The organism is Lacticaseibacillus suilingensis (assembly GCF_016861845.1).
Lineage (GTDB): Bacteria > Bacillota > Bacilli > Lactobacillales > Lactobacillaceae > Lacticaseibacillus > Lacticaseibacillus suilingensis.
The window spans coordinates 235,999-258,986 of record NZ_BOLV01000001.1; the positions used below are offsets into that span (position 1 = coordinate 235,999).

22 protein-coding genes are annotated in these 22,988 nt (G+C 51.9%); 15 read left to right on the top strand and 7 right to left on the bottom strand.

Annotated features, from left to right (window positions below; genetic code table 11):
• Positions 1–16: 16 nt before the first annotated feature.
• Entirely contained in the window at positions 17–973 is a 957-nt protein-coding gene (locus JUF11_RS01160) for a polyprenyl synthetase family protein (RefSeq protein WP_204117954.1), read from the bottom strand.
• An 89-nt stretch (positions 974–1,062) separates the two neighbouring features.
• Here JUF11_RS01160 and JUF11_RS01165 point away from each other — a divergent pair, with 89 nt between their 5' ends.
• The 4 genes from JUF11_RS01165 to sfsA all read left to right on the top strand — a co-directional run bounded on the left by JUF11_RS01165 (position 1,063) and on the right by sfsA (position 4,995).
• Positions 1,063–1,974: a 1,4-dihydroxy-2-naphthoate polyprenyltransferase gene (locus JUF11_RS01165; RefSeq protein ID WP_204117955.1), complete on the top strand. Its 912-nt coding sequence runs from the start codon at positions 1,063–1,065 to the stop codon at positions 1,972–1,974.
• Positions 1,975–2,005: 31 nt separating this feature from the next.
• On the top strand, positions 2,006–3,097 hold the full coding sequence (locus tag JUF11_RS01170) for a metallophosphoesterase family protein (protein WP_204117956.1): 1,092 nt from the start codon (positions 2,006–2,008) through the stop codon (positions 3,095–3,097).
• A 656-nt stretch (positions 3,098–3,753) separates the two neighbouring features.
• Positions 3,754–4,215 carry a universal stress protein gene (locus tag JUF11_RS01175; protein WP_125580127.1) on the top strand — a complete coding sequence of 154 codons (462 nt, stop codon included), beginning with the start codon at positions 3,754–3,756 and terminating at the stop codon, positions 4,213–4,215.
• Positions 4,216–4,272: 57 nt separating this feature from the next.
• Positions 4,273–4,995 carry a DNA/RNA nuclease SfsA gene (gene sfsA / locus JUF11_RS01180; RefSeq protein WP_204117957.1) on the top strand — a complete coding sequence of 241 codons (723 nt, stop codon included), beginning with the start codon at positions 4,273–4,275 and terminating at the stop codon, positions 4,993–4,995.
• Positions 4,996–5,032: 37 nt separating this feature from the next.
• On the opposite strand, the gene JUF11_RS01185 is transcribed toward sfsA, so the two are convergent.
• Positions 5,033–6,403, bottom strand: coding sequence for an MFS transporter (locus JUF11_RS01185; protein WP_204117958.1), 1,371 nt, complete (start codon positions 6,401–6,403; stop codon positions 5,033–5,035).
• A 475-nt stretch (positions 6,404–6,878) separates the two neighbouring features.
• Here JUF11_RS01185 and JUF11_RS01190 point away from each other — a divergent pair, with 475 nt between their 5' ends.
• Entirely contained in the window at positions 6,879–7,586 is a 708-nt protein-coding gene (locus JUF11_RS01190) for a class A sortase (RefSeq protein WP_236000354.1), read from the top strand.
• A 76-nt stretch (positions 7,587–7,662) separates the two neighbouring features.
• Positions 7,663–8,718 carry an AI-2E family transporter gene (locus tag JUF11_RS01195; RefSeq protein ID WP_204117959.1) on the top strand — a complete coding sequence of 352 codons (1,056 nt, stop codon included), beginning with the start codon at positions 7,663–7,665 and terminating at the stop codon, positions 8,716–8,718.
• Positions 8,719–8,773: 55 nt separating this feature from the next.
• Here the strand turns inward: JUF11_RS01195 and JUF11_RS01200 are convergent, their stop codons facing one another.
• Positions 8,774–8,980 carry a hypothetical protein gene (locus JUF11_RS01200; protein WP_204117960.1) on the bottom strand — a complete coding sequence of 69 codons (207 nt, stop codon included), beginning with the start codon at positions 8,978–8,980 and terminating at the stop codon, positions 8,774–8,776.
• 315 nt (positions 8,981–9,295) lie between these two features.
• Here JUF11_RS01200 and JUF11_RS01205 point away from each other — a divergent pair, with 315 nt between their 5' ends.
• Positions 9,296–9,988 (top strand): 2,3-diphosphoglycerate-dependent phosphoglycerate mutase, encoded by a 693-nt coding sequence (locus JUF11_RS01205; RefSeq protein WP_125580116.1) that lies wholly within the window; start codon positions 9,296–9,298, stop codon positions 9,986–9,988.
• 126 nt (positions 9,989–10,114) lie between these two features.
• Here the strand turns inward: JUF11_RS01205 and JUF11_RS01210 are convergent, their stop codons facing one another.
• Positions 10,115–10,729: a DUF805 domain-containing protein gene (locus tag JUF11_RS01210; protein ID WP_204117961.1), complete on the bottom strand. Its 615-nt coding sequence runs from the start codon at positions 10,727–10,729 to the stop codon at positions 10,115–10,117.
• Positions 10,730–10,965: 236 nt separating this feature from the next.
• Between JUF11_RS01210 and efp the strand changes: the two genes are divergently transcribed.
• Positions 10,966–11,523: an elongation factor P gene (gene efp / locus JUF11_RS01215; protein WP_204117962.1), complete on the top strand. Its 558-nt coding sequence runs from the start codon at positions 10,966–10,968 to the stop codon at positions 11,521–11,523.
• 171 nt (positions 11,524–11,694) lie between these two features.
• The gene (locus JUF11_RS13160) at positions 11,695–13,035 is read left to right on the top strand and encodes a polysaccharide deacetylase family protein (RefSeq protein WP_236000356.1); all 1,341 of its coding nucleotides are present in this window, start codon (positions 11,695–11,697) and stop codon (positions 13,033–13,035) included.
• 51 nt (positions 13,036–13,086) lie between these two features.
• Here JUF11_RS13160 and JUF11_RS01225 read toward each other — a convergent pair whose 3' ends face one another.
• Positions 13,087–13,860: a MurR/RpiR family transcriptional regulator gene (locus JUF11_RS01225; protein ID WP_204117963.1), complete on the bottom strand. Its 774-nt coding sequence runs from the start codon at positions 13,858–13,860 to the stop codon at positions 13,087–13,089.
• 154 nt (positions 13,861–14,014) lie between these two features.
• Between JUF11_RS01225 and JUF11_RS01230 the strand changes: the two genes are divergently transcribed.
• Together JUF11_RS01230 and JUF11_RS01235 are read left to right on the top strand one after the other, a co-directional pair.
• Positions 14,015–15,418, top strand: a complete 1,404-nt coding sequence (locus JUF11_RS01230) for a glycoside hydrolase family 1 protein (RefSeq protein WP_373305843.1) — start codon at positions 14,015–14,017, stop codon at positions 15,416–15,418.
• Between the two features lie 11 nt (positions 15,419–15,429).
• Entirely contained in the window at positions 15,430–16,761 is a 1,332-nt protein-coding gene (locus JUF11_RS01235; protein ID WP_204117965.1) for a PTS sugar transporter subunit IIC, read from the top strand.
• A gap of 301 nt (positions 16,762–17,062) precedes the next feature.
• On the opposite strand, the gene JUF11_RS01240 is transcribed toward JUF11_RS01235, so the two are convergent.
• On the bottom strand, positions 17,063–18,256 hold the full coding sequence (locus tag JUF11_RS01240; RefSeq protein WP_204117966.1) for a GNAT family N-acetyltransferase: 1,194 nt from the start codon (positions 18,254–18,256) through the stop codon (positions 17,063–17,065).
• Between the two features lie 26 nt (positions 18,257–18,282).
• A complete protein-coding gene (locus JUF11_RS01245; RefSeq protein WP_204117967.1) occupies positions 18,283–19,581 on the bottom strand; it encodes a PTS sugar transporter subunit IIC in 1,299 nt (432 codons plus the stop codon).
• Positions 19,582–19,727: 146 nt separating this feature from the next.
• On the opposite strand from JUF11_RS01245, the gene JUF11_RS01250 reads away from it, so the two are divergent.
• From JUF11_RS01250 to JUF11_RS01265, 4 genes are all read left to right on the top strand, one after another.
• The gene (locus JUF11_RS01250; protein ID WP_204117968.1) at positions 19,728–20,432 is read left to right on the top strand and encodes a GntR family transcriptional regulator; all 705 of its coding nucleotides are present in this window, start codon (positions 19,728–19,730) and stop codon (positions 20,430–20,432) included.
• An 88-nt stretch (positions 20,433–20,520) separates the two neighbouring features.
• Positions 20,521–20,784, top strand: a complete 264-nt coding sequence (locus tag JUF11_RS01255) for a hypothetical protein (protein WP_204117969.1) — start codon at positions 20,521–20,523, stop codon at positions 20,782–20,784.
• Entirely contained in the window at positions 20,784–21,875 is a 1,092-nt protein-coding gene (locus JUF11_RS01260; protein WP_204117999.1) for a DUF871 domain-containing protein, read from the top strand. The genes JUF11_RS01255 and JUF11_RS01260 overlap by 1 nt, the downstream gene beginning before the upstream one ends.
• Before the next feature lies 1 nt (position 21,876).
• The gene (locus JUF11_RS01265) at positions 21,877–22,986 is read left to right on the top strand and encodes an amidohydrolase/deacetylase family metallohydrolase (protein WP_204117970.1); all 1,110 of its coding nucleotides are present in this window, start codon (positions 21,877–21,879) and stop codon (positions 22,984–22,986) included.
• Positions 22,987–22,988 lie beyond the last annotated feature (2 nt).

Genomic DNA, 22,988 nt, shown 5'->3' on the forward strand with positions numbered 1-22,988 from the left:
CTTGTTGAGTTGAATGTTACTGCTGCCGCGTGAGCAAGGCCTGGGTTAAGTTCATCAGGTCCGAACGCGGCTGACCGGCGGGGAAAGTCTGCAGCGTCACCATCGCTTTTGCGGTATAACGCGCAGCTAGGTCCTGTGCTTGGGGCAGACCTAACTGGCGAATCTGAGCTGCGGCAGCGGTTCTGGCTGTTTCGTCTGTGCGGGCGGCCAAGATCACCGGCTGCAGCTCAGGCGCCTGGGCCAAGGCGTACAAGACGGGCAAGGTGTAAATGCCGTTTTGCAAGTCTTCGAGACCCGGTTTGCCGGCGGTCGTGGTGTAATCCAGTAAGTCATCGGTCATCTGAAAGGCCATGCCCACTGCATGCCCGTAGCGCGCAGCGGCGTGGCATTCGGCCGCGGTGGCTCCGCTCAGCGTGGCGCCTTGCCACGCTGCTAGCTCAAATAGCGCCGCAGTTTTACCGCTGATTTGCCGCAGGTATTGGTGAATTGTGATGGGGTGGTCGCGGCGCACGGCATTTTGATCCAGTTCCCCGAGCAAAAGGCGGCGCATCACCCGCGCGTTGCGGCCGACATTGGCCACGTCTGGCGCAGCTTCGGCTAGCAGCTGAAAGTATACGGCAAACAGGTAGTCACCGGCGTAAATCGCCGCTTGGTTGCCGGATTCCTGCTGAATGGTGGTTTGTCCGCGGCGGCGGTCGGCATGATCCAGCACGTCATCGTGAATCAGCGTGGCCAGGTGCAGCGTTTCGATCGCGGCGCCGGCTGCGACCAGCGATGGATTGTCAAGGTCATGAAAACGCGCTAGCATGAACATGAGGCCGCTGCGGAGCATTTTACCGCCGGCATTGATTTGGGCTTGGACCCGCGCGTTAACCGCAGGCACGCGCAACTGGCTCGCAGTTTTAAGCCGCGCCTGCACGGCAGTGAGCTTTGGATAGATTTCCGGGTAACGCAGCCAAGCGGCTTTGACCATAATGGGCCTCCATTGAAATGATTATAATTTAACTTTAGCTAAAAAAAGTCGCGGGGGCAAGTCAAGCCGCCGCCAAAAAGGAGCGTTTCATGCGACCAGCGGTATTGTTTGAACTTGTGGAATTGAAGGCTAAGACCGCCTCGGTGTTTCCGTTTTTGCTTGGGACCTTGTATGCTTGGTATCATTATCATGTGCTTCATCTGCCCGAGCTGATCATTTTTTTCATTGCGATGCTGCTGTTCAACATGGCGGTGGATGCCAATGACAATTATCAGGACTACCGGCGCGCCACGAAAACCCAAGCCTTGGCCTTTCGGGAAAAAACGAATATCATTGGCAGAGAGCACCTCAATCCCCGCGCCATTGGCTGGCTGATTGCCGCCATGATGACGGTCAGCGCCATTTTAGGGCTCTGGATGGTGAGTCGCACGGGTTGGCCGCTTTTGTGGCTGGGGTTGTTTAGCTTTGCCGTGGGCTATGGCTATGCCGGCGGGCCGCGGCCGATTTCAACCACGCCGTTCGGGGAGTTTTTCAGCGGCTTTACCATGGGGTTTGTGATCACCTTGATTGCCGTGTATGTGAATGCCTTTAGTCAAGCCTCGCTATCAGCGTTTGCTTGGCCGGTGTTTCTGGCTTCTGGGCTGGCGCAAGCCGCGATTGCCGCGCTCCTGTTGGCGAATAACATCGCCGATGAGGCCGAGGACAAGGCGCTGGGCCGGCGCACCATTGTTTACTACCTGGGCCGGCAAAAGAGCTTGTTGCTGTTTAAGGCGTTGTATACCGCTGGCTATATCTCACTGCTCTTGGCAGTGGCGGCGCAGGCGTTGCCAAAATTGGCGCTGCTGGCCATTTTGACGGCGCCAGTGGTCATCAAAAATGTGCGCGGGTTTGAAGCCAATCCCGACAAACAAAAAACGTTCAAATTAGCCGTGAAGAACTTGCTGCTGACCACCTTGGCGCTGGTCGTAGCGGTCGGTCTAGGCGTGTGGACCCATATTTAAGCGGGCAGCTAGCCCCTGAGGAGGAATTGCCATGTTGCGTCACCAAAATATCTCGATTCGCCATTTTGCCAAAAAAGATCTCACGGCCTTTGCCGACTGGGTGCGGCCGCAGCTGAGCAAGTCCGGGCTGAACATGGCGGTCATCACCGATACCCATGATCGCACCGCTTTTTCGCGCACCTTTTACGGCCCGAATGGCTACTGGCATGTGCAAGAGCAGCACTGGCTGGCGGGAGAGCTGCCGATTGACTGGCGCATTCACCTCGGCGATTTGGTAGATGGCTCGGAGCCGTCGTTTTTGACCTTGTGGCGGCTACGCAATATCGTCGCGGACTATGAGGCCGACAGCCTGCCTTATGTGATTGCCAAAGGGAACCACGACGACAATGACAAATACGCCGAACGCAATCGGCGCTTTGCCGGGAGCTTCCACCCCTGGGTCTTTAACGAAACGGTACTGCGGCCGATGGGCTTGCAAGTGGGCGGTCCGACCATTAGCCGCCACGGCCTGTCGTACTTTGACTGGGCCAATGTCCGCGTCATCGTCATGAATACCTCTGATGTGCCCGTCCGCTGGGTGAGTGGCCGCAAGAACTACGATTTGAAAAAAACGCTGGCCATGACCGCTGGCCAGATTCAAGAGCTGATCGATGCCTTGCAAACCGCTGGCAGTCGCGATGTCTTGATTATGAGTCATGCCCCAGTGATGACACGCAGCGGCAAACCAGGCCTGCGCTATAACGGCAAGCAGGTGCATGAAGTGCTGCGCGCCTTTAATGCGAAGTTGGCCGGACAGGTGCAGTTTGGGGAGCATGGCGATTTCGGCGGCCAGGCGACCTTTGACTTTGCGCAGACGAACGGCACGATTATTGCCGCGGTGGCCGGGCATTGGCATACGGAAGAGGATTTTCGTATTAATGGTATTCATTACAGCCTGCTGAACTGCAGTGCCTTGATGGGCCGCCTGCACGGGTTGACGACGAATTATAACCGCAAATGGAATCGGCTGATCAACACGCCGAGTGAGTACAGCGGGTATGTTGTGGCAGTGGAACCGCAAAGCCGGCGCCTGAAACTCTTTGGCTACGGGGCCGCGAGCCCGCTGCGGCAGTTTGAATATTAGTCATTCAGTTGAACAACTCAATTAAATAAATAACGCGTAAGCGCTTGCACAAAACAGCAACGCGTGCTATATTATAGGTGGAGTTAAGGGAGGTTCTCGGAAGATCCATCCACAAGAGACCGGCTCATTAACTGAGAGGTTGTCCAACACCGAGCAGCGAAGAGTCCAGGTACAGTATGTACTGTGCCACCCAGTGTTTTAAGAATTACCCGAACCTTACCAACAAAATCAGCAGCACAATGGAGGTGTGAGTCTAATAACAAGACTCAGTAATCCAAGCGGCATGACAGCGTGATTAGGGTGCATATCGGTTGATTGAATAACAACAAACAACGCCAAGTTATCTGGCCGCACCAAAGTTCCACTCGCCGTCAGATCGTACAAGTGAATATAGATATAGAGGTGTCGCAGTATCAGAGTTAAGCAAGATGAACGAAACCAAGACACCGAGAACAGCCTCAACTCCTAAGGGCTTCGAATCGTGATTAGTGCAAGATCCGATTTGAAGCCTATTTGTGTGGCTACGAGTGGTTCCAGCGCGGCGTCATCACACTTCATGGTATAATAGCATTAATGATTTCGCCCGCCCTGGTTTTGGGCAGCAAAGCGTGTATAATAAGCATTGTTAGGTAAGCCTAAAAACAGGAGGCGTTCCAATGGCAACAGAAGACGATTTTGAAGTAGAATCGATGCATTACAACCGCTTGTTGCTCGCGGTTGATGACGATGATGATGAATCATCACGCAAAGCGTTCAACTACGCGTCAACCTTAGCCAAGATCTACAACATCCCGCTTGGCATCGTTTCGGTGCTGGAAACCGGGGACTTAAATATCTATCAATCGCTGTCACCTGATTTACTGAGCGAACGGCGCGGGCAAATGGCCGCTCACCTCAACACTTACGTGGAGAAGGCTAAGGCCTTTGGCGCGCAAAACGTGCAACCGTTGATTGGGGAAGGCAAGCCCGCCGGCGTGATTTTGGATGAAATTGTACCGGCGTTCAAGCCAGATTTGATTATTCTAGGTTCGCATGAACGGCGCGGGCGTTCACGCTTGGGCCATGTCGCTGGTGAAATTGCGCGGGAAGCCGACGCGTCAGTGATTATTGTCCGGTAAAGATGCTGGAGGCAAAAACGAGGCGGCGCTTGCTGCCTCGTTTTTGCGTGAGGAGAAATGATGGCAAATTTGATTCAAATCGGGCATGTGATTGCGCGCATCAGTCGCTTCACCGTGACGGTGCAATTGGGCCAGCAAGTGGTGAACGCCCATCTCAGCAATACTGGGCGCAATAAGGAGCTGCTGCGAGTCGGGACCCCAATCAGCATTCGCCGCGCCGCCAAACCAGAACGGAAAACCCCGTATGATATCTTGGCGGTGCGCCGCGACGGCCGCTGGATTAATATTGATAGCTTGGCGCCTAACCGGGTGGTGCGACGGGCCTTAATGGCCGGTCAGTTAAAGCTGCCTGGGTGTCCGCTGCCTTACGCCGTGCATCCTGAAACCCAATACCTTGATTCCCGCCTGGATTTTGCCGGCCAGGCCCAAAATGGCCAACCTTGGTTTGTCGAAGTCAAAGGGGTCACTTTGGCCAATGGCCCCCTGGCCGCTTTTCCCGATGCGCCGACTGCCCGCGGCTTGAAACATGTCCATACGCTGACCCATGCGGCCCAAGCCGGTTACCGCGCGTACTTGGTGTTCGTCGTGCAAATGCCCGAAATTAACCGCATGACGATTTATCAGGAAAGGTTTCCAGAGCTAGCCCCTGCCGTCACCGCAGCCAAAGCGGCCGGGGTCAAAGTGCTAGCTTATCGCTGTGTCACTGGGCCTGGTCAAATCAAACTCGGGGCGCGGATTCATTTTGATGAAAACCTGCCGTTTCACGAAGTTCTCAGCTGATGCCAAGCAAAAGGCCCGCAATGTGCGGGCCTTTCGCTTATCGATGATCAGGCAGAGTCAGCCCGAGCAGCAGGCCAACCACGCCTACGCCGGCAAAGGTGAGGAAAGTGGCAGTGAAGGCCGTGAGCACGCTCCCAGTCGCCAGCTGAACCTGGGTGAGGATTAAGGTTGCAATCGCCACCCCACTGGAGCCGAGCAACTGACGCACGGTGGTCACTGCGGCGGTGCCGTCTGAAATCAAAGCATTCGGTAGGGCATTGGCCCCCGCCGTGGTGGCTGGCATCATGACGAAGGCGTTGCCAGCTTCGGTTAACATGGCGCCGAAGATTGCAACAGGCAGTGGCATATGCCCCACGAGTAGACCCAGTAGCAAAAAACCAACGATAATGAGGCTCATGCCAATGACAATCGTCCGCCGCGGGCCAATTTGATCCAGCAACCGCCCCGCCCGCGGATTAAGCAGGCTGAGGAGTAGCGCCGCCGGGACCAAGGCCAGCCCAGAAATCAAAGGCGAGACCCTCAGCACTTGTTGGAAGTAAAGGGGCATCACAATGGTCGTGACAATCAAGGCAATGTAAGAAATGCCGGTCATTAACACGGCTTTCGTGAACAACAGCGTGGCAAACACGCGCAGCTGCAGCAGCGGTTTGGCGGCGTGCAGCTGCCGGTGTATGAACCAAACTGCCGCGGCCACTGCTAGTACCAAAATCACCCAAAGTAGCGCGCTCATGCCGCTGTGCGTCGCCTCAGTGAGCACATAGAGCAAAGCCGGGAAACTAGCGGCTAGCCCGACTGAAAGCCAATCCAGTGGGGTTAACCGTTGCGGCATGACATTATGAATAGTGAAACTGGCGGCGGCCAGTACCACCAGTGAGACAATCAAAAATAAGGTAAAGAGCGCCCGCCACGGAAACCAGGTCAACAGCACCCCGGAAATGATGGGTCCGACTGCCAGCGCCGAGCCCATCACCAGGCCGGCAATCCCCATTGTACGCCCGCGACTGGCGCGCGGCGTGATCGACAGTAGGACGGTTTGATAACTGGGAAAAATGATGCCAACGGCGATGGCCTCCAAGAGCCGGCCCACCATGAGCAAGGTAAAGCTAGGCGCCCAAATACACAACGCCGTCCCCAGTGCGAAGATGACAATGACCGCCTGAAAGAGCCGTTTGAACGGCACATTGTTCAAGAGCCAAGGCGACACGGGAATCATCAAGCTCATCATCAGCATGAAGCCAGTGGTGAGCCAAGCCACGGTGCTGGCGCTTAAGTTAAAACTGCGCATAAACGCTGGATAAGCGGTACTTAACGAAGATTGGGAGATCGACATGGCAAAAGTGCCTGTGAGTAAGGTCGCAATAAAGGCTGCTTGCGAATGTTGTGGAGCAGATTGAACCGATTTAGCCATGAGTGACTTCCTTTCAGTCAGGGAGTTAGGTTCCCCTAACAACGGTTCAATTATAATCATACTAAACTGAGATGCAAGGGTACGCTACGCAATGGTCGGCGGATTGTTTGGTCAATCTTTTCATTCAGCATTAATCCCATAAGGTTACACGAGGCTAGAATTGATCAGACTGGAACAGGGGGTGCCTTGATACTTCAGTGACCAGATACTATAGGCCCGACCAACCGGAGCAGAAATGGACTCAGTGGTGAGTTTGTTCTTAGCCAGCGGTCTTGGCTGGCTTAGAACAAGCCGCGACTTCAAGACTCGCGCAGCGAGGCTCGAAGCGCTGGCCACCACGTTCCAGCCCATTTCTGCGGAGGCTGGTCTACCCGGGCGCTAACGTCTCACAACGGTCGCGCGGCCATTCGGTTGTACTCAATTCATTAGCACGGTATAATTGAACTAACGAGTAGGTACGGAAAGGGTGTTGGATTTGGCAAAAAAACAACCATCACGCGCAAAAAAATGGGCCTGGCGAGGGGCCTGGCGAGTGCTCCTCACGCTGGGGCTGCTTTTGGGGTTGGCGATGGTCTTCAATGAACAAATCAAGTTGTTTATTGTCGATTACATGAGCCGCACTACGCTCAACGGCGTCAACAAAAAGTCAGTGGCCAAAAACAACAATAAGAAGGCCAACTACGATTTTGGCGCCGTCGATGACCTTGATCTCGGCGCCGTGGGCAATGCCGCGATGAATACCAAAGATGCCATTGGGATGATTGCAATTCCGAAGGTGTCGTTGTATTTGCCCATTATGAAGGGCCTCTCCAACAATAATTTGTCAGTGGGCGCTGCGACCATGACGGCAGATCAGAAAATGGGCGAAGGCAATTACGCCTTGGCTGGGCACGATACCTCGAGCAAAGGGGTGCTCTTTTCCCCACTGGGGTACGTCAAAAAAGGCGACAGTGTCTATTTGACCGATATGACGAAAGTTTATCGTTACAAGGTCACGGATAAGCGCAACATTGACCAGTATGAGGTACAGTGGGTCGATCCGGTCAAAGGCCAAAAGCTCATCACCCTCATTACCTGTGAAGTGATGACCAAAACCCGGGCGGACCGGATTATGGTGCGCGGCGAACTGGTCAGCGTGCACAAAGCCACCAAGGCCAAGCTTAAAGTGTTTAAGGCAAATTGAGAATTCAGCCGGCGGCGTCCGGCTTTTTTCTTTGGCTAAGGCTGCGGTATAATAAGCGCGCATCGAGGAGGAGAACATGACCCGATATCAACAATTTTTAGCGAATGAAAAAGTGCGCCGTGGCACGGTGCTGCTGAGCCTGGTGCTGATTTTATGGCTGGCGCGCAGCGTCATGAGCACCGTGCTTTTGACTTTCATCTTTGCCTTTCTGGTCACACGTTTGATCAAGGCGCTACGCAAACATATTCACGTACCAGCGGTTTTGGTCGTCGCGCCGCTTTACATTCTCATTCTCGCGGCGATGGGTTATGCGGTGATCCACTATGTACCGGCCGTGGTGGAGCAAACCGTGACCTTGGTCAATTCGGTGACGGATTTTTACAACAGCAAGGCCTTCGCCGATAATCAGGCCATGCAGTGGTTGCTGAACGCCCTCAATCAGATGAATCTGAATGAACAGCTCAAAAACTGGCTCGCCACGCTGCTGGCGTACGCTGGCAGTATTGGCGCGATGGGCGTCACCTTGGTGTTGTCGCTCATCCTGAGTTTCTTTTTCTCCATGGAAATCGATGAATTGCAGCGGTTTGGCACCAAGTTCACCCATTCGACCTTCGGCTGGTATTTCAGTGATGTGATGTATTTTGCCGATAAATTCATCAATTCTTTCGGGGTAGTGATTGAAGCGCAGTTGTTCATCGCTTTGGTCAACACCCTGATCACGACCATCACGCTGATTTTCCTGAAAATGCCGAATATTCCTAGTCTGGCGATTATGGTGTTCTTGCTGTCACTGGTGCCTGTCGCCGGGGCGATGATTTCGGTGGTGCCGCTGTCGATTATTGCTTACACCGTCAACGGCCTGCAAGGCGTCTTATCCATTGTCGTGATGATTGTGGTCATTCACCTGCTTGAAACCTATGTGCTTAATCCTAAGTTTATGAGTAGCCGCACCAAACTGCCCGTGTTTTTCACCTTCGTGGTGCTGATGGTGGGTGATCGTTTATTTGGCACGTGGGGGCTGATTGTCGGCATTCCCATTTTCACCTTTATCTTGGATATTCTCGGGGTTAAGAAACTGTCACAGGAAAAACCGACGTTGCCAAAACTGCCGCAATCCAAGTCTAAAGACTAAGGCCGAATGAGCAAAACAAAATGGACGCTTCTGCTTTTAGGCAGGGCGTCCATTTTTACTGGCGGTGAAAGATTTTATGCAACAGTCCCGCAATCAAGGCAAAACCGCCGCCAATGAGCAGAATATCCATGACGCCATGAATAATCGAAAGCGTGCTGCTTTGATCAACTGCCAACCGCAGCGCCGGATCGTTGACGTACACGATAAAATACACAATGCTAAGGAGCCAAAAGCCGACTACCGCGAGCCAAAATTTACGCATGAGCATTCCTCCTGCTTCAAACTATACCAGAAGTTACCCGATGGCGGCGAAGAAATGCAAACCCGATTGGCTAAGTACGCCCGTTCTGCAGCGTGATAGGTGCGCTCCGGTCGGACAACGCGGGCGTGGCTTGCTACGCGCAGCACCTCGAAGTCAAAATGCGGCTTCAATGCGCTGCGCTAGGCAATCCATCCCGCTAACAGCGGCCGCCCTTTGCAGCGTGATTTCATGCGCGAAAGTTTCTGAAAACTATGCTATAATTTACCGTTGTAAAGTCAGCTTGCTGGCAAAAATAAAAAGCGAGGTAATCTCTAGATGGCAAAATTAGTGCTTATCCGTCACGGTCAAAGTGAATGGAACCTGTCTAACCAGTTCACCGGTTGGGTCGATGTTGACCTTTCCGAAAAGGGGACTGAAGAAGCGAAGGAAGCGGGCCGCCGCATCAAGGCTGCTGGGCTTGAATTCGACCAGGCTTACACCTCTGTTTTGACCCGTGCGATCAAGACTTTGCACTACGCATTGGAAGAATCCGACCAACTCTGGATTCCAGAAACCAAGACTTGGCGCTTGAACGAACGTCACTATGGCGCTTTGCAGGGCCAAAACAAGGCTGAAGCAGCCAAAAAGTGGGGCGACGAACAGGTTCACATTTGGCGTCGTTCCTACGACGTGTTGCCACCACTGTTGAGTGCTGACGACGAAGGCTCAGCTGCTCAGGATCGTCGTTACGCTAACCTCGACCCTCGCATTGTTCCAGGTGGTGAAAACTTGAAGGTCACCTTGGAACGGGTTATTCCTTTCTGGGAAGATCACATTGCGCCAGATCTGCTGGCTGGCAAGAACGTTATCGTGGCTGCCCATGGTAACTCCCTGCGCGCTTTGACCAAGTACATCGAAAACATTTCCGATGAAGATATCATCAACTTGGAAATGGCTACTGGCGAACCAGTGGTTTACACCTTCAACGACAAGTTGGAAGTGCAAGACAAGACCAAGCTGAGCAAGTAAGCTCACGCCCAACTGCGAAGGCAGTTGGGTTTTTGATTCGGCCTGGCCGATGACATGGCATGAAGCTTCAATTGAGCGACAAAGCAAAGAGGGTCCTCGCATTTGCGAGGACCCTCTTTCTAATCACTAGCCTTCTGTATAAGGCTTATCGTTATCGTCATGTTTGGATTCGAACATCGCATCAGGTTGAATGCGGTCGTCTAAACCATGGTCCGAATTATGCGGCAGTGGTTTGGAAGGTAGCAGGCACAGCAGCATCACCGAGATATTGAAGCCCCATTCGACATACCCACCGATTTTAGTTTGCGCTGGGTAAATAATCAGCAGCACCCAGAACACTAGCACTTGAATGAGGTATACCCACCAAGGCAGGCCGGCATCTCGATAGCGGCGAATGACCAACGCCAAGGCCGGCAGCAGGAGGATGAGTAAAATCACGATCAGCAGGAGTCCACCAAGGATAAAGGCCGGACCGGCGTGACCGAGGGCGGCCAGCATGTCTTTTTGAGTGTAAGAGGCCGCTGTGGCCATCGTCCCCAGCAAGGCCGCGAAAATGGCGAAGAACGCAATGACGCCGGCTAACACCCCGAATAGTTGAATCCACCAATATTCACTGCGCGATGAACGCCCGCGAAAATGCGCGTAATTCCCGAAAAACGCCTTGAGCGCGGTGAAGCCGGTGGCCCGGTAATAACGATTATCGGCTGCTTCTTGTTCATCTGCTTGTGATTTTAATGCCATGTTGCCCAACTCCTTGCCCTATTATTGCCTTTATTAAACCATATCAGCCAAATAAATGCGAAGAACATTCCTGATTTTCGCGGGTAAAACCTATGCTATACTAGGGAACGAGACGATCAATTCATCTGATCGATAAGGAGTTTCTATGATTAATTTATTTTTAGTGCGGCGGGCATTACCGCCCCCGTGGCAGCGCATTTGATGGCGTCGCATTCGCAAATAAAGGAGATTAATTCATGGTACAAGCAGTTGATTTACGCGCAGGCATGACTTTTGTTAAGGACGGCAAGCTGATCAAAGTGATCGAAAGCAATCACCATAAGCCAGGCAAGGGCAACACCTTGATGCAGTTGAAACTTTACGATATTCGCAGCGGGTCCACGGTTCAAACCACTTACCGGCCAAGTGAAAAAATCGAGCTGGCGGTGATGGAAGACAAACCAGCCCAATACCTGTACACCCAAGATGACATGGCTTACTTCATGGACATGGCCACCTATGAGCAATACGAATTGCCAGTGGCCAGCATCGAAAGTGAAATGAAATATTTGCTGGAGAACATGGAAGTCAGCATCGAATTTTACGGTAACGAAGTGATTGGTGTGACGTTGCCGACCACGGTCGAGCTGACCGTGACTGAAACCCAGCCTTCAATCAAAGGCGGTTCGGTGACTAATGGCGGCAAGCCAGCCACCATGGAAACTGGCGTCGTCGTCAACGTGCCTGACTTCATTCAGGCCGGCGAAAAATTGGTGATCAACACCCAAATGGGCACTTACGTCAAGCGGGCGTAATGCACGGACGTCAGGCGAGTCATCGCTTGGCGTTTTTTATTTTCACCAAGCGCGGAAAAAGCGGGCGGGTGGTTTATGAGATTCTTTCAAAAAACTCTAATAGAACTATTATGACTTAGCCGTAAATACCCCGTATACTGAAGACAGAATGCGAAAGTGAGGAGTTCGGGGATGAGACAGCAACGTTATCAACATCGGCAGGCGCGAGGATGGCTTTGGGGCGCTTTGCTGGCCCTGCTGGTCATCGCCGCCATTGTTGGCTGGCGGTATCAAACCAAAGAAGCGCCGGTCAAACAAGCGCAGGCTGAAACCAAGGCCCACCTCACGCAGGTGCTGGCCCATGCGCATGGTACCAAAATCAAGGAGAAAATTGCCGGCGGCCAAGCCATTTTTGTGTTGCCTAAAGGCCATCAGGTGCCAGCATCACTGCGCGCAACCGTCAAAAGCAAGCTGGCAGCGATGCCGAAGCGCGCCAGTGATAAGGCAGTCGTGGCGACGGTAGCTTTGACCGCCGCGCCTTTAGGCCTCACCACGATGGATACCAGCTTGGAACAGCTGTACACCCAGGGCACCAAAATGCACCGCACCGTCACTCAAGAGGCGCCGCACACCCTCGATGCTGCCGGCAAGCGGGCAACAGTGGCGGCTTTGGTGACCACCGATGAAGCACGCCGGGCCATCAACTATGCCGCCAAGCAGGCCTTGGTCAGCGGGAAAAAGCTGTCATCATCGGCACTGGCCGCCGTGCTGAGCCGACCGCTGTTAAGCAAGTTGACAGCGACGAATTTTGTGCTCAATGAGCATGACCTGATGATTCAAGATGCAGACGGTAAGCCGGAAGTGACCTTACCGTTGGCCGCAGTCAAGCCATATCTCAAAGACAGTCAGAACCAGCCTGCCGCTGGCAAGGTGATCGCGTTGACCTTTGATGATGGGCCAGATCCGCGCACTACGCCGCAAGTCTTGCAGATTTTGCGCCAGCACCAAGCCAAGGCCACCTTTTTCATGGTCGGCACTGGCATTGCCCATGATCCGCAGTTGGCCCGGCAAGTCGCCGACGAGGGCAACGAGGTCGGCACTCATACTTATAACCATCCTTATTTGCCTGGCCTGTCGCCGGCAGCGGCGCTCGATGAAACTTATGGCAAAAACATTGCGACCTACTACGCGGCCTTTGACCGTCTGCCGCCGTTTTTGCGGCCGCCATACGGGGCAATTTCCAAGGCCAATGCGGCGCAAATCGAGCTGCCAGCCATTCAGTGGAACATCGACTCACAAGACTGGAAGTCGCGCAACCGAGAGATGATTATTGCCCGCATCAAAGCGGCGGCGCGCTCTGGTAGCATCATTTTGATGCATGACATTCAGCCTGCCACCGTGGCGGCGTTGCCAACGGTGATTAGCGACCTGAAGCAGCAAGGCTATCAGTTCAAAACGGTAAGCGAGCTGCTTGGGCAGCAGCTGTTGCCAAGCCATCAGTACTTCAGTTTAGGCGATCAACGCCTGATTTGATTACGCACAAATGCGGCCTGTCGGAGGTTTCCGGCAGGCCGCATTTGCTTTTCAGGTCGGCATATCAGTTAGGCTGTGCACGCTTTGCGCAAGTTTTTCGAGAATGTATAAGGCCGGGAGTTGGGTCGTAATTTCGGTTTCCTTTTCGGGATCGCGAAAGTTTTTCTGCACAGTTTCGCGGGTGATTTGATACGGAATGTTCACATTGGCTAGCTGAGCAATGGTGGAGCGGTCAGCGCTGCAAATCGAGATAATGGTGGCGTGCGCCGCTTTAAGATGTTCCATGTATTCAATGACTTCTTTGGTTTCACCGCTGACCGAGGTAACGATGAAGACCGTTTGTTTCAAGAAAATACTTGAGAACATTGAAGAGGGGTAATTCGAGGGGTCGGAGATTTTGAGCGCAGGGATGGATAAATTCGAGAAGTACAAGGCACCATATCCGCCGATGGCCTCCGAGGTGCCGGCTCCCAGAAAAAGTACCAGGTCTTTGCCCTTGAGCAGTTCAACCGCTGAGGTGAGCCGGTCCTTGAAGGCCTCATTTTGGGTTGATTTCAAAAAAGCGATGTATTCTTGCACATGCGATTCTTTGGGGGCGTAATGCGAGGTATTGGCCAGGTACAACTTGAGCCTTACCTTGAATTCACCGTAGCCTTCGCATTCGAACTTATGGCAAAAGCGCAAAATCGAAGCCGTGCTAGAATGTGTCTTCTTGGCCAGAGTACGAATGGGCAAGTATGGGACCAAGGCCATGTTCTCATTAATATAGTTGAAAATCTGCAAGTCCAAATCGTTGAGCTTGGGTGTATGGGTCAAAAATAGCATTGTTGCCTCCACAATGTAACGCTATGTGTCCATTTGGTGACAAAAAACGACTCACCGTGACAAGTAACGGAACCCGGTGAAACGCTTTCACCTCATATGAAATTATTATAAGGTTATAGTGTTCCAAGGTCAATTGAAGGAGGACATGGCTGTTTTGACTAAATTACAGTTTCCAAAAGGCTTCTGGTGGGGTGCTGCAACTAGCGCGACTCAATCAGAAGGGACGGTGCCAGGTGATGGCAAAGGGGAGAATATTTGGGATTACGCTTCGACGCACTATCGCAATCGGTTCTTTAATGGAGTGACCACCGCGCAAACTTCGCGGTTTTACGTTGACCACGAGGCTGATGTTGAGCGGATGGCTGCCATTGGGATGAATTCACTGCGCACTTCGATTTCCTGGTCGCGTTTAATCCCTGATGCCAGCGGTCAGGTCAATCCGGAAGCGGTGCGGTTTTACCGAGCAGTCTTCAGCCAGATGAAGGCAGCTGGCATCAGCCCCTTCGTCAACCTCTTCCACTTTGATCTGCCGATGTATTTGCAAAATGAAGGAGGGTGGGAAAATAAAGCCACTATCACCGCCTACGCTCATTACGCGGCGGTGTGTTTTGAACAGTTCGGAGACTTGGTGGATCATTGGTTCACCTTTAATGAACCGATGATCCCTGCTGAAGCCGGTTATCTGCATGACAGACATTATCCTTTTGTTGTCGACTTCAAGCGGGCCGCCCAAGTCTTGCATAATATCATCGTGGCCCATTGCCAAGGTGTCGCCGCTTTCCGGCAGACGCAATTAACGTCTACCATCGGTATCATCATGGATGTCATTCCGGTGTATCCGCGCAGTCAAAATCCGGCTGATCTGAAGGCCGGCGAAATGGCAGATTTGTTTTACACGCGGAGCTTGAATGACGCGATTTTGAAGGGTCGTTATCCTGAAGAGTTGGTCGCAGTGTTGCAAAAGTACGACCAGATGCCTGGGGCGGTCACAGCTGACGAATTGGCGCTGATTGCCGATACGAAGATTGATTTGCTTGGGATTAATTACTACCGGCCGCGGCGCGTGAAAGCCCGTGAATCTGAGCCGAACCGCGAAGGCGTCTTTTCCCCAGAATGGTTCTTTGATTCCTATGACATGCCGGGACGGCGGATGAACACCTCTCGCGGTATCGAAATCTATCCTGAGGCGCTGTATGACATTGCCAAAAAATTGGACCGTGATTACCCTGGAGTGCCATGGTTCGTCTCGGAAAACGGGATTGGCATTCAGGATGAAGAACAGTTCATTAAGGATGGCATGGTTCAAGATGACTATCGAATTGAGTTTTTGAAGGAACATCTTTATTACTTACACAAAGCGATTCAAGAAGGCAGCCACTGCCTGGGTTATCACATGTGGACCTTTGTGGATTGCTGGTCGTGGATGAATGCATACAAGAACCGTTATGGGTTTTACCGGCTGGATCTAGCCACCGGTGAGAAGACGGTTAAGAAGTCGGGCCAGTGGTTTAAACAGGTTGTGGCAGCCAATGCAATCGACTACGATGTCGAAGAATAGGAGGAGTCATTGTGTCACATTATTTTGACGCGCTGTCGGTCCGCTTACTCCCAATTGCGAACAAGATTGGGGATCAGCGCCACCTGCAAGCCATTCGTAACGGGTTAATCTCGATTTTACCGCTGACGATTGTCGGCTCATTCTTTACAATTTTGCTTAATTTACCCATCAACGGCTACTCGGATTTCATCGCGCCGTACGTGGCCATCCTAGATGTGCCATTCCGTTTCACAGTCGGTTTGATGGCACTTTATGCTAGTTTCACCATTGGTTCGTATCTGTCCGATTCCTATAAGCTTGATAAAACCACTGGCGGGATCTTATCAATGTTGGGCACTTTGCTGATGGTGATGCCGGTCCAGATTGCCAAGGGCGTGACCACTGCCGGCAAAGCCGTGGCGGCCGACCGTTATATTCCATTGACCCCATTAGGGTCCCAAGGATTGTTTGGCGCGATTCTGGCAGCCTTGATCGCAGTGGAAATCTATCGATTCTGTAAGGTTCACAAGCTTGAAATCAAGATGCCTGATGGCGTACCGCCGGTTGTTGGGGAGTCGTTCGCTGCCTTGCTGCCGACCTTGCTGGTAGTCCTCATCTTCTGGATTCCACGGCATTTCCTGGGCATCAACATTAACGAACTCTTGTCGATTTTGATTTCACCTTTAAAGGGTTTCCTGACCGGAAATAACCTGCTTGGCGGGATTGTCACTCAGTTCTTTATCTGCTTGTTCTGGACCATGGGGATTCATGGCCACGCGGTGATGGGCCCAATTATTCGTCCGTTCTGGGATCAAGCGATTATCGAAAACGCTGAATTGTTCCAAAATGGGATGAGTGCGTTCAAGCTGCCTAACATCTTCACGGAACAGTTCTTCCAGTGGTACGCCCAAATGGGTGGGACCGGTGCAACGCTCGCATTAGTGGTTCTGTTCTTGTTCTCGAAGTCCAAGTATCTGAAACAGCTTGGTCGGCTTTCCATTTTGCCAGGGATTTTTAACATCAACGAACCAGTGATTTTTGGGGCACCAATCGTCATGAACCCATTATTGGCTATTCCATTTATCATCGTGCCAATCGTGAATACCATCATCATTTATGTGGTTACAATTTTAGGCTTTATGCCTCGCATGATGGTGAAACCGCCATTTTCCATTCCGGCACCACTGGGGGCTTTGATTACTACCAACTGGAATTGGTTTGCCTGCCTGATGGTGTTTGTCTGCTTCTTCGTTTCCCTCGTCATCTACTATCCATTCTTTAAGGCCTTTGAAAAGACACAAATCGCTCAAGAAAAAGGGGAGTCAGTATCAGACCTGATTAAATCAGAGCAATCTGCCTCATAGCCTGACTTAGCACATGCCTGAGAAGATGCCTGCGGGTGTCTTCTTTTTTACGCCACGAGCATGGCTAGGACACACCGAGACGATGAAAGCGCCGCAAACCGGAGTGGTTTACCAGCATACCAAGGCTGGATACTGATGCGTGAGTGCATGTCGGCGAGGTAAAGCACATCGGCCGGTCTTCGAAGGAAGCCGCGGAGCGCCAGCCAGTGGCTCCTGGGAGTCAAGCAGCATCAAAGCATCGTGAAATGCTAGAGGACAAAAAGACCTGCACCGCAAGCGGCACAGGTCTGATCAATCTAAGTTAGAAGTAATCCCACAGCATAGGCACCAAATTGGGTTGGACGAGCCGGTTCAGTGCGGCAGCCTGGTCAGTGTTTAAGTTCAGTTGCATCAAGTCTTCTGCTCGCCGGTAACCCAGCAAGATCTGCGTCAACTCGCGGATGTCGATGGTAAGTTCTGCAGCGTCATCAGTGGGCTGGCAGGCGATAGTGCCGTTTTGCCCAGTGAGTTGCCAGGTGCGGTTATTGGCCGGCAGGAAGTCATCCGTGACCGTCAAAGTTAGCTTGAAGTCCCGATCGGTTGGTACATGGTAGTACTTGAAGAACATTGGTAAATCGACAATGCGCGCCATCATGTAAGCTTCGCTGGTGGCCGTCATGGATTTCTTCACATGAGGATCCGAGAAAGCATCGATGCGTGGCCGTGGGTCGCCAGAAATGTAGTCGAACGCGGCATAGGTGCCTTTGTGGCGCGCGATGAAATTGAGCAACTGCCAGTACGCGGTTTTGCTGGTCCAGAAGAATTCTTGGATGCTGAGTTGCTGGTTGCCATCGCGACTGTAGATGACATAGCCCTCCAGCTTGCCTGCCACCAGACAGGTCGCCACTTCCCAAGTGGCGTGTTTCAAGGTCAGATAGTCTTGCCACCAGGCGCTGCGGATCGTGCCACCACCTTGGTTAAAGGGATGGGCCTCGTGGAAGGCGGCGATGCTCGGGCCAGCTTGGGCAAAAGATTCCCGTTTGATGCTGACTTCATCGGTTTTGGCAAAGTCAGGCAGGGCCAGCTTGCCGACATCACGAGTTTGAACGTGGTAGTGGACGCGATCAAAGACCTGCTCGAACCCAAACCGGCGGTAAAAAGGAAATGAAAACGGGGCGAGGTAAGCTAGCGGAACCTGATCAGCTTGACAGTCCTCGAAGAACCGGTGCATCAGTTTCGTGATATTACCATGACCTGAATCTTCGGGATAACTGGAAACATAGCTGATGCCGCGCATCGGGATGCGGTTTTGATGAAATTGCGTCTCAAAGGGAATGGCGAGAAAGCCGGAACTCAATTCGCCATCCTCGATGGCCCCATAAGCGAGGCTATGACGGTAAAGCTGACCGAAAAAGGCCTGCCGCTGCGGCGTATCTTGGCGGTTAAATGCATATAGCGTCAGCTGGTAAAAACGAGCTTCATCTTTGACCGGGTCCAGTTTAACGTCAACACCCAAAAAATCAGATCCTTTCTATTTGCCGGCTACGCTTCGGCGTCAGCCTTGGCTTCAATGGTGAGTTGTTCGCGTTCGAAAATCTTGAAGAATGGATAGTAAATCGCAATGGCAATCAAGATGTTGACTACGTTCAAAATCGCGGCCGGGATACTCCAATTGGTACTCATTAAGGCGCCGATCGGGCCGATCATGGTAAATGGTAACTTCGCCATCATCATCGGCACTAAGCCGGTAATCGTGGCAATGTAAGAAACAATGGTCAAAACGATTGGTGAGAGAATGAACGGAATGACCAAAATCGGGTTCATCACAATTGGGGTCCCAAAGACTAGCGGTTCAGAGATGTTGAACAGCCCAGGCACAATGGTCATTTTACCCATTTGCTTGGCAAACTTCGAGCGAGAAGTGAGGAAAAGAATGGCCAGGGCAATCGTTGTCCCAGAGCCCCCGATTTGGACGAACCACTGCAGGAACTGTTCGGTGAAGATGTTTGGCAAAGCGTGCGCGTTACCAGACTTGGCAAAAACATCCATGTTTTCCAAAATCGCTGCGTCCCACATTGGCCGGATAATTGGGCCCAAGACGTTTTCGCCGTGAATCCCGAAACTCCAGAACAACTGAATCAGGAAGACTGTCAGCAAACCACCGAATAGGCTGTTCCCAACCATGAAGTGCTTCAGCGGTGATACCAGCAAGGTGATGAAACTGTTCATATCAAACTTCAAGCCGTAACGCAGGCCCCAGAACAGCATCATGATCACAAACGCTGGAATTAATGCTTCAAAGGACTTCAGCACAGCCGGTGGGACCGTGGCTGGTAGCTTAATGGTGATCTTGTGTTCAACGAAGAAGTGATAAATTTCCACTGACACCACGGCGGCAACAATCGCGCCGAACAAACTGGTGGAACTGATGTCCGCGATGGACAGATAGTTACCAGCGGAGATGACGTTCTTCACATCTTCAGTGACCCGCACTGGGGTCACCACCGAAATGAGGTACCCCACCACAGCAAGCAGCCCTGAGCTCAGAGGATCGAGTTTGTATGAGCTACCTAAGTAATGCGCTACGGAAAAGGCGGCATACAGGCCCATAATCCCAACGGTGAACCGGAACGGAATATCAAGAATCGGGCGGAAGCCGGCAATCATTTGGTCGTAACCGTCGATTGGGAGATTCAGAAAAATGACAAAAATGGAGCCCACGATCGTCAGTGGCATGATTGAAATCAAGCCGTTACGAATCGCGAGCAAATGACGCTGGTTACCGATTTTATCGGCAACTGGCATGAAATACTTCTCAAGGAAGTCCATCAGTTTCTTCATGATCATTGCTCCTTTGCAAAAATAGTTGAATGAGTTCTGTGCACAAGGGGAGTGTAACATTATAACGTTATAGTGTAAACGTATACTTTCCAAAAATCGTATGGTACACTGGCGGTATATTATCTGAGAAAGCTAGGTTTGAGCGGATGAAAAGAACCGGTATCTTATATAAGGACATTGCGGAGGACATCAAGAAAAAAATTTTCAAGGATCAGTATGCCCTCAACCAAGCAATTCCTACCGAAAACGAATTAATGGCTGAGTACGATGTCAGCAAGATTACCGTCCGTAATGCGGTGGAAATCCTGTCGAAGGAAGGCTACCTCAAAAAGCAAAGTGGTAAGGGGACCTTTGTCATTAGCAATCGCCCGTTTAATCGCTTGTCCAAGGCGGATTCTTTCTCCACGATTTTGGAAGCTGAAGGGCGGCAGATGGAGAAAAAAGTGCTCAGTATTGCCTCCTGCCGTTACACTGAGGTGCCTGAAGCGTTTGGCAGTGACACGCATCAAGACATCACCAAAATTGAGCGTCTTTACTTATTAGACGGCGAACCGTTTATCTTCTTCGTCCACTACTTGCGCATTCCGATTGAGCAGATTTCAGCTGGGTCTTTGGAAGAGCACTCACTCTATCAAGCGCTCAAGTTGGCGAATATCACCGTCAAGCGCTTCGAGGATACCTTCGCCACCCGCAAAATTGATGATGCTGTCACCAAGATGCTGAAGCTACCGTTCCCATACGCGATGCGCCGCTTGCGGCTGGGATATGATCAGTTTGATGAAGTGGTGGAGTACTCGTTAGCGACCTATAACACCAGCGTACGGCCGTATCAAATCGATTACGAAGTCTAATGAAAGCCCTCACGAAAACAAATCACTAAAGGGTTTACACTGAAAGATTATAATGTTATGATTGTATCGCAATGAAAGGGATGAAGACATGATAATTGCATTGGTCATGGTGTTTATGATTAGCGCGGTCGTGGTGGAACGAGAATGGTTACCTGCTTTTGTCACCAACTTGTCAGGGTTCAAAACCATTTTGCTTAGTGTCGGCGTCATCGCGCTGAGCATTCTCGTGACCTGGCCCTGGGCCATCAAGTACTTCGTGGTGCCGGCAGTAACGGTCTTTATGTCGCTGGTGATGCTGCACAAGTTCAGCCGCATCAAGAGTCTTCATCCGGAAGGGAGTAAGAAACGTTGATTCCACGACGCTTAGGCATTTCCATTTATCCCGATCACAGTGATGAGGCGCATAACGAGCGCTATCTCCACCAGGCCGCTGCCAACGGCTTTTCTCGACTCTTTATGAGCATGCTGGAGATTACTGAGGACAAAGACCGGGTGGTGGCGAAATATCGCCGGCTCATTCAACTCGCGAAGAGCTTAGATTACGAGGTCATCTTAGATGTGGCGCCGAATATCTTTGCGCAGTTAGGCATTTCTTACGATGATCTCAGCTTCTTCGCTGATCTCGGGGCCGATGGCATTCGCCTGGATCAGGGCTTCGATGGTCAAAAAGAAGCCTTGATGACCTATAACCCCCAGCACCTGATCATTGAACTCAACATGAGCAATGACGTCGCCTATCTAGATAACATCCTGAGCTACCAGGCGAATAAGCCTTTCTTGTATGGCTGCCACAACTTCTACCCGCAAGAAGGCACCGGCCTGCCAGAAGATTTCTTCATGGCCTGCACCAACCGGTTTAAGCGCAACAACTTACGCACCGCCGCGTTTATCAGCTCGCAAGTGGCCACCATCGGGCCATGGTCCGTGAACGACGGCTTGCCAACCTTGGAGGCGCATCGCCACTTGCCGATTACGGTGCAGGCCAAGCACCTGTTTGCCACCGGGGTGATCGATGATGTGATTATCGGCAACGCCTATGCCAGTGATGAAGAGCTCGCGGCATTAGGTGCCTTGGATCGCTATCAGCTCACCTTTAACCTGGCGCTGCTGCCAACGAGCAATCCGGTTGAACGCACAATTGCTTTTGATTGTCAGCACGTTCGCCGTGGTGATATTACTGAGAGGGTGGTGCGCTCGACGGAGGTGCGCAAGCAGTTTGCTGCTGAGGCCAATGCCCCGCATGACAACACCCGGCAGTTTGAACGCGGTGATGTGGTGGTTGGTAACGATGATTTTGGTAAATATAAAAATGAATTACAAGTGGTGCTTGAACCACACACGGATGCTCGGAAAAATCTGATTGGCCATATCAGTCAAGCTGAACTGCCGTTGTTAGATTTCGTGGGGCCGTGGACAAAATTCAAGTTTGAGGAGCGTAAGTAGCATGACAGACATCTACATCAAAAATGGTCGCACTGCGGCTGGTGAACCCATCGAAGTCGGGATTACCGCAGGGAAAATTTCCGCAGTTGGTCCTAAGTTAAATCTGGAAGCCGGCAAGACGATTGACTTGCACGGTGAGAGTTATGTGTCAGCGGGCTGGATCGATGATCACACCCACTGCTATCAGAAGCTGACGCTGTACTATGATGATCCCGATTTGGATGGCGTACCGACTGGGGTGACCACTGTGATCGACGCGGGCTCAACCGGCGCCGACAACATTGGCGACTTTTATGACATCACCCGCAACAAGAAAACCAACGTCTACGCGATGATCAACGTGTCCAAAACGGGAATCTTGGCTCAGGATGAACTGGGCGATATGAGCCGCATTCAAGACGACTTGGTGCTGGATGCTTTGAAGAAGTACCCAGACTTTATCGTCGGGCTGAAGGTCCGGGAAAGCCACTCGGTGGTTATCGACAATGATGTCAAGCCCTTGATTGCCGGCAAACGCATTCAGCACGAAATGGGCGACATGCCGCTGATGGTGCATGTGGGCGCCAACCCACCAGAACTCAAAGATGTGCTAGCCTTGCTGCAAAAAGGTGATATTTTGACCCATGCCTACAACGGCAAACCCAACGGCATCATTGACCAGGATGGCAAGATTGAAGACTTCGTGTGGGATGCCTACCGCCGCGGCGTGATTTTTGATGTCGGTCATGGGACAGATAGTTTTAACTTCCACACCATGGAACTGGCCCATGCGGCGGGGCTGGATCCGTATTCTCTGAGCAGTGATATTTACCACACCAACCGCGAAAATGGCCCCGTCATTGACTTAGCCACCTGCATCGAGAAAATGCTGCTGCTTGGCTATGATTTGCCGAGCCTGATTGACATGGTGACCAAGGCGCCGGCAAAGAACTTCCACCTCAACCAAAAAGGTGCCTTGGCAGTGGGTAAAGATGCCGACGTCACCATTTTCCAAGTTCGCAAAGGGCACAAGACTTTGACGGATTCGAATCACAACACCCGCGACACGGATACGCTGGTGGTGCCAACCACTACGATTGTCGCCGGCCAGGTTTACGAATTGGAGGACTAATC

Bases quoted from the DNA above. Each gene is read 5' to 3' on its own strand.
- JUF11_RS01175 (WP_125580127.1), top strand. From the start codon at position 3,754: ATGGCAACAGAAGACGATTTTGAAGTAGAATCGATGCATTACAACCGC.
- JUF11_RS01195 (WP_204117959.1), top strand. From the start codon at position 7,663: ATGACCCGATATCAACAATTTTTAGCGAATGAAAAAGTGCGCCGTGGC.
- efp (WP_204117962.1), top strand. From the start codon at position 10,966: ATGGTACAAGCAGTTGATTTACGCGCAGGCATGACTTTTGTTAAGGAC.
- JUF11_RS01185 (WP_204117958.1), bottom strand. From the start codon at position 6,403: ATGGCTAAATCGGTTCAATCTGCTCCACAACATTCGCAAGCAGCCTTT.
- JUF11_RS01255 (WP_204117969.1), top strand. From the start codon at position 20,521: ATGATAATTGCATTGGTCATGGTGTTTATGATTAGCGCGGTCGTGGTG.
- JUF11_RS01265 (WP_204117970.1), top strand. From the start codon at position 21,877: ATGACAGACATCTACATCAAAAATGGTCGCACTGCGGCTGGTGAACCC.
- sfsA (WP_204117957.1), top strand. From the start codon at position 4,273: ATGATGGCAAATTTGATTCAAATCGGGCATGTGATTGCGCGCATCAGT.
- JUF11_RS01250 (WP_204117968.1), top strand. From the start codon at position 19,728: ATGAAAAGAACCGGTATCTTATATAAGGACATTGCGGAGGACATCAAG.
- JUF11_RS01200 (WP_204117960.1), bottom strand. From the start codon at position 8,980: ATGCGTAAATTTTGGCTCGCGGTAGTCGGCTTTTGGCTCCTTAGCATT.
- JUF11_RS01245 (WP_204117967.1), bottom strand. From the start codon at position 19,581: ATGAAGAAACTGATGGACTTCCTTGAGAAGTATTTCATGCCAGTTGCC.
- JUF11_RS01165 (WP_204117955.1), top strand. From the start codon at position 1,063: ATGCGACCAGCGGTATTGTTTGAACTTGTGGAATTGAAGGCTAAGACC.
- JUF11_RS01210 (WP_204117961.1), bottom strand. From the start codon at position 10,729: ATGGCATTAAAATCACAAGCAGATGAACAAGAAGCAGCCGATAATCGT.
- JUF11_RS01205 (WP_125580116.1), top strand. From the start codon at position 9,296: ATGGCAAAATTAGTGCTTATCCGTCACGGTCAAAGTGAATGGAACCTG.
- JUF11_RS01225 (WP_204117963.1), bottom strand. From the start codon at position 13,860: ATGCTATTTTTGACCCATACACCCAAGCTCAACGATTTGGACTTGCAG.
- JUF11_RS01160 (WP_204117954.1), bottom strand. From the start codon at position 973: ATGGTCAAAGCCGCTTGGCTGCGTTACCCGGAAATCTATCCAAAGCTC.
- JUF11_RS13160 (WP_236000356.1), top strand. From the start codon at position 11,695: ATGAGACAGCAACGTTATCAACATCGGCAGGCGCGAGGATGGCTTTGG.
- JUF11_RS01170 (WP_204117956.1), top strand. From the start codon at position 2,006: ATGTTGCGTCACCAAAATATCTCGATTCGCCATTTTGCCAAAAAAGAT.